Here is a 16,278-nt window from a genome sequence, read left to right as displayed (position 1 = left end):
AGAGTCAGCGTCTACTCATTAAGCTCAGCTTATTGAAACGATATCGTATTGACAAACCTTACCGCCAATTTCTAACGAAAAATCTTCATCACAGTGTCTGGTCAATAGTGCCTTTCCCATTGGAGAATATGGTGTGACAAGTGTGATAAGGGTTTCATCGTTCATCACGGTCAGCCCTCCAGCACACGGCACCAGAAAATACGTCTTATGATTGTCGTGCTCATCAATAACTTCTACAATCGCAGACAACGCAACAGCCTCATCGTTAGAAAACATTCTAAGAGGCAAAGACTCTAATGTTGTGACATCGGAACGCATTTCGCCCAGACGAACAGTTTGACCATGCACTAGGTAAGATGCTTCTAGAGCCAAAGTGTCGTATTTACCATCGGGAATGGTTTCTTCATTAGTGGCTGCATCAACGGCTTTTTCTAACTCTGACTGCAACGCGAGAATATTATCGTTTAGTCGTTCGATCGCTGATGTGATTAAAACCTTCTTATTCATTTTACTCCTCGAACATACTAATCTGTCGTGCTTGTTCTTTTGGTTCTAACATAACATGCACTCCAAGAAGTCGAATTTCACGGCCTTGTTGCCTCTGCAACACTTCTACGAGAAGCTCTTTAAAGTAGCCTAACTCAAGTTGGTTATGTACATGTTCTATTGTGGTTTGCTTAAAGTCAGCAAACTTTACTTTGATACCCTGCTTTATGATATTTCGTTTAGGTGTCGAATGGGTAAGTCGTCTGGCCAGTTCGGGGTACAAACGAGTCTCAATCACGTCCCAGCATTGTTCAAAACTGGAGATATTTCGGTTGAACGTCCTTTCAACTCCAACCGATTTTCGCTCTCTCTCGACAACAACCTGACGTTTATCCTCTCCATGGCTTTTGTTCCAAAGCGAGGCACCTAAACGCCCAAAACGAACAATGAGTTCACGATAATCACTTTGCCGTATATCTAAACAAGTATAGTATCCAGCCCTGTTGAGCTTCTCTAGACTGACCTTGCCCACACCCGGAATTTTACCTAGATCCAAACTGTCGATTGTCTCTTGTACTTTATTCGGTGGGATAACATACTGGCCATTGGGTTTATTTAGGTCTGAGGCAATCTTAGCTAAAAACTTAAGTGGCGCTACGCCCGCTGATGCCGTTAATTCGAGTTCATTCCAAATATCATTACGTATACTTTGCGCAATGAGTGTCGCCGAGTTCTGACAACAAGGAGAATCGGTTACATCCAAATAAGCTTCATCTAAAGACAACGGTTCAATCAGTTTGGTATAACGTGAGAAAATCTCTCGAATTTTTACTGAAGTCTCTTTATAAACTTGCATGCGACCGGGGACCAACAATAGTTGCGGACAAAGCTTGAGAGCCTGAGCCGTTGGCATTGCAGAGCGAACACCAAACTTTCTCGCCTCGTAATTACAGGTGCTAATCACACCGCGTTGTCGTTCACTGCCTCCAACCGCGAGCGGTTTGCCGCGATAATGTGGGTTGTCGCGCATCTCAACAGCTGCGTAAAAGCAGTCCATATCGACATGAACAAATTTGCTGACTCGGTTAGACATTGCCTTCTACACTGATTATTTATACAGGTTTAGTTTAACCAACTTTATGACTGCTGACTAGATTGATGAGGTTCTCATCGTTTTATCGCCCAATATCTTTATTCAATACGTTGTCTGTTCTTGCGAAAGCTTAAACAAAAAAACCAGAGCTTGAGGCTCTGGCTTATAATCGAAGGCTTGTGTATTTACGCGATGCGGTCTTTTTCCCAAGCAGCCAATTTTTCGGCTCTCATCTGCTCACGCGCTTCACGCTTTTTACGAGCATCACATGGCTCTGGACAGTTACATACTTTGTCGATACCGACTGCCCCCAAACCACCACAACTGCCCTTCACTACTTTCTTTTGAAAAATGTAGCCCACCGACATCGCCACAATAACGGCAAGAAAAACACCAAAAGTAATTAAAAACGTCGACATATACCCGCCAATTAATTGTTTAAAAAAGGTTTAAAGGATTCAGAAGCCAGCTCTTTAAAGCCATCTTCTGTTTTCACAATCATGAATGCAGGAATATTGTGCTCATTAGCGATCGCCATTCCCTCTTCATCACCGAGTACCATCAACCCCGTAGCTAGGCCATCAGCAGTCATAGATGATGGGTCGATAACAGTCACTGAGACCACTCTATTGTTTATTGGCTTACCACTTGATGGGTCAATAATATGAGAGTATCGGATGCCGTCTTTCTCAAAGTAGTTTCGGTAGTCGCCAGACGTCGCAATAGCCATATCTCCAGGCTCAATGATTTCTTGAATATTGCGCTCATCGACAGTCGGTTTTTCAATAGCAATACGCCATCTAACTCCTTCACGATTGAGCCCATTAAGACGCATTTCGCCTCCCACTTCAACCATGTAATCGACAATACCAACAGACTCTAAATAGTCCGCCAACACATCGACTCCCCAACCTTTCGCGATAGTTGAAAGATCTACATACAAACTGCGTAAGTCCTTTCTCAAGCTAGTTTCGGTAACCGACAGATGCTCGATCCCCGTTTGTGCTCTTCGTTCTGCTAGCTGCTCTTCTGTTGGAATCGTTTCTGGTCTCGCTTCTGGACCAAACCCCCAAAGGTTGACCAATGGGCCAACGGTCACATCAAGAGCGCCCAAAGTCAGACTGTTTAACCGAATGGCCTCTTTCACAACAATCGCGGTTTCTTTTGAAACAGGGAAAGGTTCTGTGCCGTAGTAACGATTAAAACGGCTTAACTCTGAATCTTGACGATAAGTCGACATTTGATCATTCACTTGTTCTAACAGTTCGTTCAGTTTCGCTTGCACTAATTCTGGCTTTGGCGCTTGGTCTGTCACTATGTATTTTACGTTATACAGCGTTCCCATGGTCGGCCCACTTAAGTGAATTTGCTCACGCTTGTCGCTGCATGCCGACACCAAGAACACCGCAATGATAGTCGCGAATAAAAACTTTACCCCGTGAGTCAGATAAAACGAACCTTTACTCATCTAAAAACCCTCAATAGAACAACACTTCTCGTTATTATTTTAATAAAAATACTAGCCTTTGATTGGTTTCAAAGGTTACTACTCTCATAAAATTGAAAAGGCTGACTCCAAAGAGCCAGCCGTATTTTCAACAACTTAGTGGAGATTAACCACCAAAATCATCGAGTAGGATGTTTTCATCCTCTACACCTAAGTCTTTCAACATGCCAATGACTGCGGCATTCATCATAGGTGGTCCACACATGTAGTATTCACAATCTTCAGGTGCCTCGTGATCTTTGAGATAATTCTCATAGATGACGTTGTGAATGAAGCCAGTGTAACCATCCCAGTTATCTTCCGGCATAGGGTCAGACAGTGCGACATGCCACTTGAAGTTATCGTTTTCAGCTTGTAGGCCATCGAAATCTTCAACGTAGAACATTTCACGACGTGAACGAGCACCGTACCAGAATGACATCTTACGCTTAGAATTCAAACGCTTAAGCTGGTCGAAAATGTGCGAGCGCATCGGCGCCATACCGGCACCACCACCGATGAAGACCATTTCGTTGTCAGTGTCCTTCGCAAAGAACTCACCAAATGGGCCAGAGATAGTACACTTATCGCCTTCTTTTAGCGACCAAATGAATGAAGACATGATACCAGGTGGTACATCAGGATTATTAGGCGGTGGCGTAGCAATACGCACGTTTAACATAATAATACCTTCTTCTTCTGGGTAGTTAGCCATAGAGTAAGCACGAATGCACTCTTCATTGACTACTGACTCATAGCGGAACAAGTTAAACTTATCCCAATCTTCACGATATTCATCAGGTACATCGAAGTCTGAGTATTTAACATGGTGAGCTGGCGCTTCAATCTGGATGTAACCACCAGCACGGAAAGGTACTGATTCGCCATCAGGGATTTGAAGTTTAAGCTCTTTGATGAATGTTGCTTTGTTATCGTTTGAGATAACCGAACACTCCCACTTCTTAACACCGAATATCTCTTCAGGAAGTTCGATGTCCATGTCCGCCTTCATGTTAACTTGACATGCTAGACGCTCACCTTCGCGAGCTTCACCTTTAGTAATATGGTCAAGCTCGGTCGGTAGAATATCACCACCGCCAGATTTCACTTTAACTCGGCACTGACCACATGAGCCACCACCGCCACAAGCTGAAGATACGAATACACCAGCACCAGCTAGTGCGTTCAGCAGCTTTCCGCCTGGCTGAGTTACGATTGCTTTATCAGCATCGCCATTTACAGAGATTGTGATGTCGCCTGTTGGTACTAACTTCGATTTAGCAAATAAAATTACTAGAACCAAAGCCAATACGATCAGGGTAAACATCACTACACCAAGGATAATAACTTGCATTGACTATTCCTTAAAATTTGTGTCGCTTACCCGACCTACAGTTGAACACCAGAGAACGACATGAAGCCTAGAGCCATCAGACCAACAGTGATAAACGTGATGCCTAAACCACGTAGACCCGGAGGTACATCAGAGTACTTCATTTTCTCACGGATACCCGCGAGCGCAACGATAGCCAGCATCCAACCCACACCAGAACCAAAGCCGTATACGACCGATTCCGCAAAGTTATAATCACGTTGAACCATGAACGATACTCCACCAAAAATCGCACAGTTAACTGTGATCAATGGTAGGAAAATACCCAGAGCGTTGTACAACGGTGGGAAGAAGCGATCGAGGATCATCTCTAGAATTTGAACCAGCGCTGCGATTACACCAATAAACGTAATGAAGTTCAAAAAGCTTAAGTCAACACCAGCAACTAAAGCATTTTCTTTCAATACGTGGGTATAAACAAGGTTGTTCACTGGCACGGCAATGGTCAATACCACCACAACCGCAACACCAAGACCAAAAGACGTTTTCACTTTCTTAGACACGGCTAAGAAAGTACACATTCCCAAGAAGAATGATAACGCCATATTTTCGATGAAGATCGATTTAACAAGTAGACTAATATAATGTTCCATTTCGACCTTACTCCTTCGCTTCTACTTGTTCAGGTTTAAGGATACGGATAGCCCAAATCATAAAACCAATTAAGAAGAATGCTGATGGTGCTAGAAGCATCAGACCATTTGGTTGATACCAGCCACCGTTAGATACCAGTGGAAGTACTTCAACACCAAACAGTTTGCCAGAACCTAGTAGTTCACGGAAAAATGCAACTGTCATCAGTACAAAACCATAGCCAAGACCATTACCAATACCATCAATGAATGACGGCAGTGGGGCTGATTTCATTGCAAACGCTTCCGCTCGACCCATTACGATACAGTTGGTAATGATCAAACTTACAAATACTGAAAGTTGCTTAGAGATATCGTAAAGATACGCTTTCAAGATTTGGTCAACAACGATTACCAAAGAGGCGATGATCGCCATTTGTACGATGATACGTACACTGTTTGGCATATGGTTACGAATAAGCGAAACGAACAAGTTCGACAATGCAGTAACGAAAATTACCGCCAGTGTCATTACAAATGCTGTTTCCAGTTTCGTCGTTACGGCAAGTGCAGAACACACACCGAGAACTTGAAGTGCAATCGGGTTGTTATCCAACACCGGTGCAAACAGGCTCTTTTTCATTTCTTTAGCATCAGACATTAGTTCAGACCTCCGTCACGAACCTTCGCTAGGAAAGGACCAAAGCCCATATCACCTAACCAAAAGTCAAATGTGTTTTGAACGCCGTTACTTGTTAGCGTGGCACCAGAAAGGCCATCTACGCCATGTTCAGAACCTGCAGGAGCTCCACCTTTCACCACTTTAATGGCTGGCTTATGGTTCTCATCAAACAGCTTCTTACCAACAAACTGTGCACGCCAAGTCGGGTTTTCAACTTCACCACCCAGTCCTGGAGTTTCACCTTGTTCGTAGTAGGTAATACCATTCACTGTATTACCGTCAGTTTGTACCGCTACGAAAGCGTACATCATTGACCATAGACCATTTCCATGAACAGGTAGGATTAAGCTCGTTACCTTACCGTCCTGCTTAACAAGGTAGATAGTACCCACATTGGCACGACGAATGATTTTCGCTTTATCTTGTTCTGCCTTTAGACGGATAGATTCTGATGGTACTTTTGACGCTTTACGTTGGTCGTAAGTTGCCGCATCACCGTCAACAAACTCACCCGTATCAAAATCAACCAAACGAGGTTCGATGTACTGAGCAAACAGCTCAGGGACAGTACCCTCAGCCTGAATACCAGCAACATCAACAATTTTGCTTTGTTTATCTAGAACTGCATTAGCTTGCTGCTTATCACGCAGACCAACTGCTGCTAGCGATACAACGATTGAGCACACTAAGCTCAACGTGATAACAACAAACAGAGTCTTTTTAATGCTATCGTTATTACTTGCCATAGCGTGCTTCTCTCCGTTTGATGTTCTTTTCAATCACAAAGTGGTCGAATAGAGGTGCGAACAAGTTTGCAAATAAAATTGCTAACATCATGCCTTCTGGATAAGCCGGGTTCACCACTCGAATCATGACACACATCGCACCAATCAAAATACCGTAAGCCCACTTACCGTTATTAGTGAAGGACGCTGAAACAGGATCAGTGGCCATAAAGAACATACCAAAGGCGAAGCCACCCAACACTAAGTGCCAGTGCCAAGGCATTGCAAACATAGCGTTAGTGTCAGAACCGATGACATTAAACAGAGTTGCAACGGCAATCATACCGATCATTACACCTGCAATAATGCGCCATGACGCGATGCCCATGTACACAATCATTGCAGCACCAATCATCAGTGCAAGCGTCGACACTTCACCGATTGAACCTGGGATGTTACCGATGAACGCGTCCATCCAAGTGATCGTTTGGCCAGTGATATTGTTAAGCAGTGCACCTTCCCCGCCTTGTGCCCATTGGCTCAGAGCTGTAGCACCAGAGAAACCATCAGCGGCTATCCATACCACGTCACCTGAAATTTGTGCAGGGTAAGCGAAGAATAGGAATGCACGACCCGCCAAAGCTGGGTTAAGGAAGTTACGACCAGTGCCACCAAAGATTTCTTTTGCAACAACAACACCAAAGGTAATACCGAGTGCTGCTTGCCAAAGAGGAAGTGTTGGCGGAACAATCAAAGCAAACAAGATTGACGTTACGAAGAAACCTTCGTTAACTTCGTGTTTACGCACCATACAGAACAGGACTTCCCAAAAACCACCAACGATAAAGACCGTCGCGTAGATTGGTAAGAAATATGTGGCCCCGAGAAGCATTTTACTTCCCCAGCCAGCATCAGTGCCTAATGTTCCACCAATGGCTTCAATTATCCAATAGTGCCAGTTACCATCAATTGCTGCCGCAAGCTCTACGCCAGAATAAAGGTGGTTTAGCGCCATAACAGCCTGGTTACCTGCGTTATACATACCCCAGAACACTGCTGGGAACACCGCAAACCAAACCATGATCATGATACGTTTCAAGTCAACGCTATCACGGACATGCGAGCTACGCTTCGTTACTAGGCCTGGTGTGTAGAACAACGTCGCCGCTGCTTCATACAGAGCAAACCACTTCTCGTGTTTGCCACCTGGCTCAAAGTGATGCTCGATATCCTCAAGGAATTTCTTAAGCATGAATTACCCTTCCTTCTCAATCTTGTCTAGGCACTCACGTAGGAGCTGACCATATTCGTATTTACCAGGACAAACAAAGGTACACAACGCCATATCTTCTTCATCTAACTCAAGCACACCCAAGCGCTGAGCACTATCGCTGTCGCCAGCACATAGATCACGAAGAAGTAAGGTTGGTTCCATATCCATTGGCATCACTTTTTCATAATTGCCAATTGGCACCATCGCGCGATCACTACCGTTAGTCGTTGTTGTCATATTGAACAACTGACCTTTGAAAACGTGACCAAGGAAAGAGCGGGTAATAGAGAATTTATTTTTACCTGGGACGGCCCAACCAAACAATTCTTTATCGCGACCTTCACGAAGCACAGAAATTTGTTGGTGGTAACGACCTAAATACGCCGTTGGACCAGAAACTGCAGTACCTGAAAGAACTGAGCCAGAAACAATACGCACTTCGCCAGGCATTAACTCATTGTCCGTTAACTCATCAAGGCTAGCACCAATTTGAGTACGGATAAGACGTGGGTTATTTACCACTGGGCCTGCAAGAGCTACCACTCGATCTGTGAAAAGTTCACCCGTTAAGAAAAGGTGACCGAAAGCGATAACATCTTGATAGTTAATGCTCCAAGCGACATGCTCGTTATTAACAGGATAGAGATAATGCATGTGAGTGCCTGCAAGACCCGCTGGGTGAGGGCCATTAAAGGCATGCTCTTCTACATTAGATTGCGTGGAACGCGGTAAGCTTGTGCCCTTTTTACACACATACACTTTGCCACTGGTCAGTTTGGAAAGTACATCCAAACCAGCAACAAAAGCTTCTGATTGCTCATTGATAATTAATTCTGGCTCAGCCGCTAGTGGATTAGTATCCATCGCGGTCACGAAAATAGCCTGAGTTTCAGAATCAATTGCGGGAACCTTGCTGAACGGACGAGTTCGCAACGCGGTCCACATACCAGAATCGACCAACTGAGTTTTAATCGCATCGCGATCAAGACCCGCTAGTTGATTGGCATCGAAGCTATCGAATGTAACCTGGTCTTCACCTGACACTTCAATCACGACGGACTGAAGGACACGCTTTGCCCCACGATTAACTTCGATAACCTTACCGCTTGCTGGAGAAGTAAACTTCACACCGGAATTCTTTTTGTCTTCAAACAGAACCTGAGCTTTCTTTACTTCATCACCTACGCGAACATGCATCGTTGGACGCATACCCACATACTCTTCGCCAAGCAAGGCGACTTTAGTGATGGACTTACCATCATTAATCACCTGGGAGGGAGCTCCTGCAATAGGAAGATCCAAGCCCTTCTTTATTGTAATCATACGCACTTGCACTACTTTTATCGGGAAAAAGATTCTTTTAATTTGAGTAATATTTAGACACGACATTGAAGTGTCTAACTCTGCGTTTTAAACAAGCAGAGCGCAACATCACATTTACAATCTCGTCATAGAATCGCTGCGAGATCTTATTGGGGTGCTAGTTTAGCATCTTTTTCAAAGAGGATGCCATGACCAATAGCGGTATTCAGCCCATTTTATCGAATGTTTTGCTAGGTAACGGCTGGCGAATATTCATAACTTTGAGGCATCGCACATAGTCCATTAACCTTATACAATTTAGGTCATTGTGCTGTTCATATTTCGTCACAAGAAAAATACTAACATTCATATGACGTAATTTGTTGTCACCGTGTTAATTAAAATACCTCTTTTGAGGTACAATTGAAATAAGCAAACCTTCAACAATAACTGTGGCACATGTCAATTTGGCCGTATGTTATTTTCTTTGGGGAACTCTGTATACCACGCTGGTCACACCAACGTGTGTCAGTTTCCGCCACCCGCACATTTCGGAGAGGCTGGAGCAAATTCATTTTCCTTGCTCCATTCTTCCGGAGTGTAAGTATGAATGGCTAACGCGTGAATGGAATTAGATAACTCATCAGCCAACACACCATTCACCTTTCGGTGCCTAGAGATGAGTCGTTCACCTTCAAATAGTTCACTCACGACTACCACTTTAAAATGGCTCTCTGAGCCAGGCGGAACGTTGTGCATATAGCTTTCATTGCGCACGTCTAAGTAGAGGGGATGAAAGGCCTGGTGGAGCTTTTGCTCGATAAGCTGTTGAATCATCTGGGCTTCCTTTAAATACGATCTGAGATACTTTCTATTATTGTCTTCAGTTTAACTGAATCTATTATTTGTTCATTATACTCATGCTTCAGAAACTTGCAGTAGCTATATCCTTTCATTAACCAAATAGGCTCATAGTCTCTACAAGTCTCCTGCCTAATTTCGCACAGTGCTATGGCAAGGTTGACGACATTAACTAACCTAAAGCCAACACCAACGACTTCTCTACATGATTAAATAAGGCATCTTTAATAAGTGTTGCAACAAGGAAATTGCTTCTGCGACAATACCCGTAACTCCAACACGTATCCAAGCTATGAAAACAGAACTTAATTTATTCGAAAGAACGCTAACACTTCACCGCTTCCCAGAGCACGCTGCTGAGCAGCTACAAGCTTGGGATGCTGGTGACGAGTACCTTATTCGTCATGCAGAAGAACTTGACCTTGCGCCAAAGCAAAATATCTTGATCATTAATGATCAGTTTGGTGCTCTTGCCTGTTGGTTTTCAGAGCATCACAATGTGACTGTGATGAGTGATTCATTCATATCTCGACGAGGTGCTCTGCAGAACTTGGAGCGAAACCAATGTCCCGCAGTTCAATTCATGGATGCGATGTCTGCACTACCTAATGATATTGATTTGGTACTGATGCAGTTACCAAAAAACAACCGCTATCTTACCTGGCTATTGAGCCAGCTTAGGCGCTCTATTAGCGAAAGTTGCCCTGTAATAGCCGTGAATAAAGCGAAAGAGATACACAGCTCGACCCTTAAACTGTTTGATAAATACCTAGGTGATACACGCACCTCTCTGGCGTGGAAAAAACACCGCTTAGTCTTTAGTTTCGCAAACAGCCAACCACAGCTTGATGTATCGGCCAATACTTGTTGGACAGTGGAACACGAAGATATCTCTCTCACCAACTTACCTAACGTATATTCGGGGGAAAGTTTGGATCTCGGTGCTCGCTTTATGCTTGAGCATATTCCACAAAACGATCGCTACGGTACGATTATCGACCTGGGGTGCGGTAATGGTGTCTTGTCAGTAAAAACGGCCAGGCTAAACCCTAACGCACAACTCATTTGTGTGGATGAAAGTTTGATGGCGGTTCAATCTGCAAAAATTAACCTCTCGAACAATGTAGATTCAGGCGTTAATGTGCAATATATCGCCAATAATTGCTTAGACGGGTTTGAAAAAAATAGTGCAGATTTGGTTCTATGTAATCCGCCTTTTCACCAACAACAAGCGGTCACCGACCATATCGCATGGCAGATGTTCTGTGACGCAAAGCAAGTTCTTAGTACTGGCGGAGAGTTATTAGTTATCGGCAACCGTCACCTCGGCTACGATAAAAAGCTGGCTAAGCTATTTGGCAAGAATCAAGTGAAGCGGGTGGCTTCAAATGCCAAATTTGTTATTTTACAAGCAACTAAGTAAAGTTTAAGTCAATGTTAGTACCAGCTCGCTAGCTATCACTAAGACTTTGACACACAATCGTTCATTGATGACATTTTAAGATATATCGAACCACTCTTGGATGTCGATTGAGATACCCCATTGGTATCTATGTAGAAAAAAGGAATCTAGTAATGAAAAAGTTGGTGTTGGCTGTATCCGTTGCGCTTTTAGCAGCCTGTGCAAGCCCTAAGCAAGAACAGATAGACTTCGCGCCACAAGCCACCATGAGCGCTGCGAAGATTGTTGAGGGGAAATCATTCACCCTATCGAGTAAAGACGTCCGAACCGCTCAGTACGTCGCTCTGCTCGACAACGGGCGCTCAAATATTACTCCTGTTCATTCAAAACAAAATGTTCGCGTTTCTTTAGAAAACCTTCTTACTCAACAGTTTTCATCACAGGGTTATCATGTGACGGTAAACAGCTCAAACTCTCTAAAGCTTGAGTTACAAGAGGCTCTAGTCTCTGTTCGTCATAGCGTTATGGAAAACGATATCGACGGCAACGTTACCATTGAGCTAACGGCTGAAAATGCCAAAGGAAAACTGGTCAAAACCTATAACGGAACCGCTAAACGTTCTGGTGTAATGAGTGCATCCGACGAAGATATCGCGACAGTGCTCAACGATACGGTTAGTCTGGTTCTCAAGGAAATAGCGAACGATCAAGAGCTACAAGATTATATGAAGGAGAGATTCTAATGTTGAAAAAAATATGCCTGGCTCTGGCCCTGTTTTCAGCCTCGGTACTGGCCGGTCCTAAGGTATTAGTTGAAACTAGCCTCGGCAACTTCACCCTTGAGTTAAACCAAGAACAGGCACCGACTACGGTAGAGAACTTTTTACGCTATGTGGACGACGGCAGCTATGTGAACAGTCAGTTCCATCGTGTTATTCCGGGTTTCATGGCACAAGGTGGTGGCTTTGATGCAGATTTTAACCGTCTGAGAGCTTACGGACCAATCCAGAATGAAGCCTCAAACGGTTTGACAAACGATACCGCAACTATTGCCATGGCCAGAACTCAGGATCCTAATTCGGCAACCAGACAGTTTTTTATTAACCTTGTCGATAATGATTTTCTAAACTATAGCTACAGCAATCCCGGCTATGCGGTCTTTGGTAAAGTGATTGACGGCTTTGAGGTTGTGCAAGCGATGGGGCAAAAACCGACTCGAAGTGTTGGCGGCATGAGAGACGTACCTCAAGAAAGCATTATTATAACTAATATCAAAAAGATAGACTAATTCAGAGGGCCGTTCAGGCTCTATATTAATTTTCGTTGGCATGCCAATAACAAGGAGCGTCATGTGGAACAGCAAATGACTTGGCAAGAGACTATAAAAAGCTATTGGGATAAGCGCTTACTCTGGGTATTTATGCTCGGTTGCTCTAGTGGCTTCCCTTGGGTGCTTATCGGTTCAAACATGTCTGGTTGGCTTAAGGACGCCGGCTTAACTCGAGCTGCAATCGGATATTTCGGTTCAATATTTGCCGTTTATGCCATTAACTTTCTATGGGCTCCCTTGGTCGATCGCGTCAAACTGCCGATCCTTCATTCAGCACTAGGGCAGCGAAGAAGTTGGGTCTTCCTCTGCCAGACTTTAATCCTGATTTGCACACTCTTTATCGCTGGTGTCAACCCTGCAAACGATCTTATGTTTACTTCGATGGTAGCTCTAGGTATTGCCATCGCATCGGCGACGCAAGATATCGCCATTGACGCATTTCGTATCGATACGTTTCCAAAATCTGCGTCTAACAAGCTGCCTCAGGCCTCGGCAATGGCTGTCATTGGATGGTGGACAGGTTACTCACTGCCAGGCTACCTCGCCTTTGTCAACGCGGATGTGATTGGTTGGAATGGTGTGTACTATGGTATGGCGGCCATCACCGCTATCTTGATGCTATTCACCTTGCTGGTTGGTGAGCCAAAAACCCTTCGGGAAAAACTGCAAAGCCAAGCAGAAGCACGACACGAGAAAGTGGTCGGCAATCCTATTATTAGTTGGTTTACCGTTACTGTGGTAGAGCCTTTCTTAGATTTCTTTAAACGAAACGGTGTACAAGTAGCAATTACGCTTCTGCTGTTTGTTTTCCTCTTTAAGATCGGTGAAGCATTCCTAGGACGAATGTCTATTCCATTTTATAAGGAAATCGGCTTTAGTAATGAGCAAATTGGTCACTACTCTAAGCTTATTGGTTGGGGAGCAACTATCGCCTTTACCTTATTGGGCAGTATGTTCAACGTTAAGTTTGGTATTGTCAGGGGGTTGATGATTGGCGGTATTGCTATGAGTGCAAGTAACCTGATGTTTGCCTGGATAGCCAAAGCTGGGCCTAGTGAAACACTTTTTTTAGCGACGATCATTGTTGATAACTTCACGACTGCGTTTTCAACTGTGGCTTTTGTTTCCTTTTTGACGGTCCTGACTGGACAAGCCTTCTCAGCAACTCAATATGCATTATTAGCCTCGCTCGGTAACTTTGGCCGAACAACACTCGCTTCCTTCAGTGGTGAACTGGTGGATTATCTAAACGATTGGTCTTTATTCTTTGTAATAACCTCTCTGATGGTCATTCCAAGTCTGCTGATGCTGTATTCTCTAAGGCACTACTTTGCAGAACTACTTGACAAAGCTCGTAAACGTGACCATGAAGAGCACGAAGCAAACAAAGCGGAATTAAGCGATACTGCGTCCAGTTGATAGCTCATATTTTCGAATTTTATCCTTACACACTAAAAAACTAAAAAACTAAAAAGGAGAGGTCGCCCTCTCCTTTTTTCTTACCACATCGTTTACGGGTACATGCCCTTACCAAACATATTGAAGACTCTTGCCACCCCTTTGGTAAAGACCAGTGGTTCGGTCAAGATGGATAAACACAAGCAGTCTTGATGCGCGGCCGTTTGCGGTGCATGTCGGACAGTATCATCTGTCTCTATAAAATCCCCTTTCTCATAGGTCCCATTTTCATCACTAAAACAGCCGTGAAGAACAAGGGTAGACTCTTTTCCTTTGTGTGTGTGCTGAGGCACTTGCACACCCTTTGAGATATAGAGAAGACTCATTCTTGATTGCTCATCAAGTTGAATCGAAGAGGTGTACACCTTACCGCCGTAGCTTTTCCAATCACCCATCAGTTCAACCACTTTACTTAAGGAAGCCGGAAGAGTGAAATCTTTACCATCGACACTGATCGATACTGGCTTCTTCAAATTTGGCATTCGGATATCAGCGTCGAGAGCCAAAATTGAGTCAAGCATGCCACTTAATGAAGCGTCCATTGGTGCACTCATTGGTACCTCTATGTGTTCTAGCTCAAGGGCCTGCGCACTCTCCTTTGCAGCCACTAGGCTTTGACAACGCGAACAGTTCTCTAAGTGGGTTGAAACGGCAAGACCATGAGCAGAATCGACTTCGCCGATGGCGTAGGCATTCAAAGTTTCAATATTAGGATGACAGTTTCTCATAGCTCTTCCCCCATGGTATGTCGTAGTTTCTCTACGGCTAAACGTAAACGAGACTTTACCGTTCCCAGAGGAACATTGAGCATCTCAGCGACTTGCATCTGCGGCATATCATCTAGATAAACAGCTTGAACAACTTGCTTTTGCGGTTCAGGTAACGTATCTAAAAATTTCACAACTTGCAGTTTCAACCTGTCTAACTCTGGTGAATAATGTTCTACAAAGTCTGGCGGGCAAAAGTCTCCCGGCCAAATGTCTTCAGAATGTACGTGCAACTCCTTTCCTTTTTGCTTGCGCATCAAATCAAAACAGAGATTCCTCGCCACCGTGTATATCCAAGTGGAGAGTGAGCTCTTCTCGCCATTAAATAAATGGGCTTTCTGCCAGACGACAGACATGGCTTCTTGTACAAGCTCTAACGCGACCTGCTCGTTTCCCATGTGCTTGAAAGTGAACTGCTTCAAGCGAGGAGAGTAGTAAACAAATATCTCCTCGAACGCTTTTCTGTCTCGCTGTTTGACGCGCTCCATTAAAGCTTGCCACTGTTGCTTGGTCCTACTGTCTACTGAAGTACTTGTCATAACAGCTCCCAATTCGTATTTGCAACGTACAGATCTCTCGTTGCTCTCTTTGCTTCAATATCTTGCTACGTGAGTATAGCTAATACGGATCATAAACAATCCTGAAAGTGCCTAATTATGACGTTCTGTAAGTCTTAAACTTCCCGATTTAAACGCCTCATCCAAATACCGAAGTGCCTTAGAGCAATCTGCTGGCGACACGAGTTGCTCGAACTGATCACAATCGACTGGCAGAATTTCGAGCCAACGTTGACACACCCAAGTCGCATCATCAAAAAATCGGTCGCGGTACAAATCCCCTATCATAGGAAATTGAGAATAGACTTCCTGTAAGTACTCCGATAGATAGACGTTGGGCTCTTGCAAGCCTGTATGTTGCCAATTATCAATCCATTGAACACTCGCATTTCTCAGCCCGTCTTCGCTAGCCTCAACGGAATCGATAGCAAATTTTTTTACGCCTGACACTGTGATCACCAAAGCATTATCGGAGTCACTGTCGAAATCAACGATGGAGACAAATGTTCCGTATCGGGATACATTTCTTGGTGCTGGTGCTTTGCTGTCATCAATTAAACAGACCCCAAAACCTGAAGAGTTTTGCAAACAATTAGACACCATTTTTATGTACCGAGGTTCAAATATTCGCAAATGCATTCTCCCTTCGGGGAGAATGGTCGAACGCAAAGGAAACAAATTAACGATACTCATCTAGCAACCTCTCTCAATAACCCATGCTAGCTTTTACGGGTAATGTTAAAAAATGATCACCTCAAACCTAGTGAACGACTCATAGACAGAGGTTAATGAAAAAGCTCATTTGTTAACGACGTGAAATACGTGCTTGAACGATTTGTGTACAAACCAAGAAAGTTCCCGACGAGTTCCATGAAATGTGATCACCAACAC

Annotated in this window: 18 protein-coding genes; 4 read left to right on the top strand and 14 right to left on the bottom strand. The window is 44.0% G+C overall.

The window, feature by feature from the left end:
• Positions 1-24: 24 nt before the first annotated feature.
• The 11 genes from LNL84_RS13335 to bolA all read right to left on the bottom strand — a co-directional run bounded on the left by LNL84_RS13335 (position 25) and on the right by bolA (position 9,849).
• Positions 25-507 (bottom strand): transcription elongation factor, encoded by a 483-nt coding sequence (locus LNL84_RS13335; protein ID WP_244358062.1) that lies wholly within the window; start codon positions 505-507, stop codon positions 25-27.
• Position 508: 1 nt separating this feature from the next.
• On the bottom strand, positions 509-1,579 hold the full coding sequence (gene dinB / locus LNL84_RS13330; protein ID WP_244358061.1) for a DNA polymerase IV: 1,071 nt from the start codon (positions 1,577-1,579) through the stop codon (positions 509-511).
• Between the two features lie 185 nt (positions 1,580-1,764).
• The gene (gene nqrM / locus LNL84_RS13325) at positions 1,765-1,998 is read right to left on the bottom strand and encodes a (Na+)-NQR maturation NqrM (protein WP_244358060.1); all 234 of its coding nucleotides are present in this window, start codon (positions 1,996-1,998) and stop codon (positions 1,765-1,767) included.
• 11 nt (positions 1,999-2,009) lie between these two features.
• Entirely contained in the window at positions 2,010-3,047 is a 1,038-nt protein-coding gene (locus LNL84_RS13320; RefSeq protein WP_244358059.1) for an FAD:protein FMN transferase, read from the bottom strand.
• 145 nt (positions 3,048-3,192) lie between these two features.
• Complete coding sequence (gene nqrF, locus LNL84_RS13315; protein ID WP_244358058.1) at positions 3,193-4,419, bottom strand: NADH:ubiquinone reductase (Na(+)-transporting) subunit F; 1,227 nt, start codon at positions 4,417-4,419, stop codon at positions 3,193-3,195.
• A 35-nt stretch (positions 4,420-4,454) separates the two neighbouring features.
• Positions 4,455-5,051 carry an NADH:ubiquinone reductase (Na(+)-transporting) subunit E gene (nqrE, locus tag LNL84_RS13310; RefSeq protein WP_244358057.1) on the bottom strand — a complete coding sequence of 199 codons (597 nt, stop codon included), beginning with the start codon at positions 5,049-5,051 and terminating at the stop codon, positions 4,455-4,457.
• Positions 5,052-5,058: 7 nt separating this feature from the next.
• Entirely contained in the window at positions 5,059-5,691 is a 633-nt protein-coding gene (locus LNL84_RS13305) for an NADH:ubiquinone reductase (Na(+)-transporting) subunit D (protein WP_244358056.1), read from the bottom strand.
• On the bottom strand, positions 5,691-6,458 hold the full coding sequence (locus LNL84_RS13300) for a Na(+)-translocating NADH-quinone reductase subunit C (RefSeq protein ID WP_244358055.1): 768 nt from the start codon (positions 6,456-6,458) through the stop codon (positions 5,691-5,693). The genes LNL84_RS13305 and LNL84_RS13300 overlap by 1 nt, the downstream gene beginning before the upstream one ends.
• Complete coding sequence (locus LNL84_RS13295) at positions 6,448-7,689, bottom strand: NADH:ubiquinone reductase (Na(+)-transporting) subunit B (protein ID WP_244358054.1); 1,242 nt, start codon at positions 7,687-7,689, stop codon at positions 6,448-6,450. The genes LNL84_RS13300 and LNL84_RS13295 overlap by 11 nt, the downstream gene beginning before the upstream one ends.
• Before the next feature lie 3 nt (positions 7,690-7,692).
• A complete protein-coding gene (locus LNL84_RS13290; RefSeq protein WP_244358053.1) occupies positions 7,693-9,033 on the bottom strand; it encodes a Na(+)-translocating NADH-quinone reductase subunit A in 1,341 nt (446 codons plus the stop codon).
• Between the two features lie 507 nt (positions 9,034-9,540).
• Positions 9,541-9,849 (bottom strand): transcriptional regulator BolA, encoded by a 309-nt coding sequence (gene bolA, locus LNL84_RS13285; protein ID WP_244358052.1) that lies wholly within the window; start codon positions 9,847-9,849, stop codon positions 9,541-9,543.
• A gap of 316 nt (positions 9,850-10,165) precedes the next feature.
• Here bolA and LNL84_RS13280 point away from each other — a divergent pair, with 316 nt between their 5' ends.
• From LNL84_RS13280 to LNL84_RS13265, 4 genes are all read left to right on the top strand, one after another.
• Entirely contained in the window at positions 10,166-11,296 is a 1,131-nt protein-coding gene (locus LNL84_RS13280; RefSeq protein WP_244358051.1) for a methyltransferase, read from the top strand.
• A 152-nt stretch (positions 11,297-11,448) separates the two neighbouring features.
• Entirely contained in the window at positions 11,449-12,018 is a 570-nt protein-coding gene (locus LNL84_RS13275; protein WP_244358050.1) for a YajG family lipoprotein, read from the top strand.
• On the top strand, positions 12,018-12,563 hold the full coding sequence (locus LNL84_RS13270) for a peptidylprolyl isomerase (protein ID WP_244358049.1): 546 nt from the start codon (positions 12,018-12,020) through the stop codon (positions 12,561-12,563). Before LNL84_RS13275 ends, LNL84_RS13270 begins: the two co-directional genes overlap by 1 nt.
• Positions 12,564-12,638: 75 nt before the next feature.
• The gene (locus LNL84_RS13265) at positions 12,639-14,024 is read left to right on the top strand and encodes an AmpG family muropeptide MFS transporter (protein WP_244358098.1); all 1,386 of its coding nucleotides are present in this window, start codon (positions 12,639-12,641) and stop codon (positions 14,022-14,024) included.
• Between the two features lie 92 nt (positions 14,025-14,116).
• Here LNL84_RS13265 and LNL84_RS13260 read toward each other — a convergent pair whose 3' ends face one another.
• The 3 genes from LNL84_RS13260 to LNL84_RS13250 form a co-directional block, all read right to left on the bottom strand.
• On the bottom strand, positions 14,117-14,791 hold the full coding sequence (locus LNL84_RS13260) for a ChrR family anti-sigma-E factor (RefSeq protein WP_244358048.1): 675 nt from the start codon (positions 14,789-14,791) through the stop codon (positions 14,117-14,119).
• Positions 14,788-15,369 (bottom strand): sigma-70 family RNA polymerase sigma factor, encoded by a 582-nt coding sequence (locus LNL84_RS13255; protein ID WP_244358047.1) that lies wholly within the window; start codon positions 15,367-15,369, stop codon positions 14,788-14,790. Before LNL84_RS13255 ends, LNL84_RS13260 begins: the two co-directional genes overlap by 4 nt.
• Positions 15,370-15,480: 111 nt before the next feature.
• Positions 15,481-16,080: an LON peptidase substrate-binding domain-containing protein gene (locus tag LNL84_RS13250; protein WP_244358046.1), complete on the bottom strand. Its 600-nt coding sequence runs from the start codon at positions 16,078-16,080 to the stop codon at positions 15,481-15,483.
• Positions 16,081-16,278 lie beyond the last annotated feature (198 nt).

Origin of the sequence: Vibrio gelatinilyticus, from assembly GCF_022836845.1 — a bacterium.
Lineage (GTDB): Bacteria > Pseudomonadota > Gammaproteobacteria > Enterobacterales > Vibrionaceae > Vibrio > Vibrio gelatinilyticus.
This window is presented reverse-complemented; position numbering and strand designations above follow the sequence as displayed.

What these genes read in the sequence shown, in the direction of transcription:
- LNL84_RS13335 (WP_244358062.1), bottom strand. Translation starts at nt 507, where the DNA reads ATGAATAAGAAGGTTTTAATCACATCAGCGATCGAACGACTAAACGAT.
- dinB (WP_244358061.1), bottom strand. Translation starts at nt 1,579, where the DNA reads ATGTCTAACCGAGTCAGCAAATTTGTTCATGTCGATATGGACTGCTTT.
- nqrM (WP_244358060.1), bottom strand. Translation starts at nt 1,998, where the DNA reads ATGTCGACGTTTTTAATTACTTTTGGTGTTTTTCTTGCCGTTATTGTG.
- LNL84_RS13320 (WP_244358059.1), bottom strand. Translation starts at nt 3,047, where the DNA reads ATGAGTAAAGGTTCGTTTTATCTGACTCACGGGGTAAAGTTTTTATTC.
- nqrF (WP_244358058.1), bottom strand. Translation starts at nt 4,419, where the DNA reads ATGCAAGTTATTATCCTTGGTGTAGTGATGTTTACCCTGATCGTATTG.
- nqrE (WP_244358057.1), bottom strand. Translation starts at nt 5,051, where the DNA reads ATGGAACATTATATTAGTCTACTTGTTAAATCGATCTTCATCGAAAAT.
- LNL84_RS13305 (WP_244358056.1), bottom strand. Translation starts at nt 5,691, where the DNA reads ATGTCTGATGCTAAAGAAATGAAAAAGAGCCTGTTTGCACCGGTGTTG.
- LNL84_RS13300 (WP_244358055.1), bottom strand. Translation starts at nt 6,458, where the DNA reads ATGGCAAGTAATAACGATAGCATTAAAAAGACTCTGTTTGTTGTTATC.
- LNL84_RS13295 (WP_244358054.1), bottom strand. Translation starts at nt 7,689, where the DNA reads ATGCTTAAGAAATTCCTTGAGGATATCGAGCATCACTTTGAGCCAGGT.
- LNL84_RS13290 (WP_244358053.1), bottom strand. Translation starts at nt 9,033, where the DNA reads ATGATTACAATAAAGAAGGGCTTGGATCTTCCTATTGCAGGAGCTCCC.
- bolA (WP_244358052.1), bottom strand. Translation starts at nt 9,849, where the DNA reads ATGATTCAACAGCTTATCGAGCAAAAGCTCCACCAGGCCTTTCATCCC.
- LNL84_RS13280 (WP_244358051.1), top strand. Translation starts at nt 10,166, where the DNA reads ATGAAAACAGAACTTAATTTATTCGAAAGAACGCTAACACTTCACCGC.
- LNL84_RS13275 (WP_244358050.1), top strand. Translation starts at nt 11,449, where the DNA reads ATGAAAAAGTTGGTGTTGGCTGTATCCGTTGCGCTTTTAGCAGCCTGT.
- LNL84_RS13270 (WP_244358049.1), top strand. Translation starts at nt 12,018, where the DNA reads ATGTTGAAAAAAATATGCCTGGCTCTGGCCCTGTTTTCAGCCTCGGTA.
- LNL84_RS13265 (WP_244358098.1), top strand. Translation starts at nt 12,639, where the DNA reads ATGACTTGGCAAGAGACTATAAAAAGCTATTGGGATAAGCGCTTACTC.
- LNL84_RS13260 (WP_244358048.1), bottom strand. Translation starts at nt 14,791, where the DNA reads ATGAGAAACTGTCATCCTAATATTGAAACTTTGAATGCCTACGCCATC.
- LNL84_RS13255 (WP_244358047.1), bottom strand. Translation starts at nt 15,369, where the DNA reads ATGACAAGTACTTCAGTAGACAGTAGGACCAAGCAACAGTGGCAAGCT.
- LNL84_RS13250 (WP_244358046.1), bottom strand. Translation starts at nt 16,080, where the DNA reads ATGAGTATCGTTAATTTGTTTCCTTTGCGTTCGACCATTCTCCCCGAA.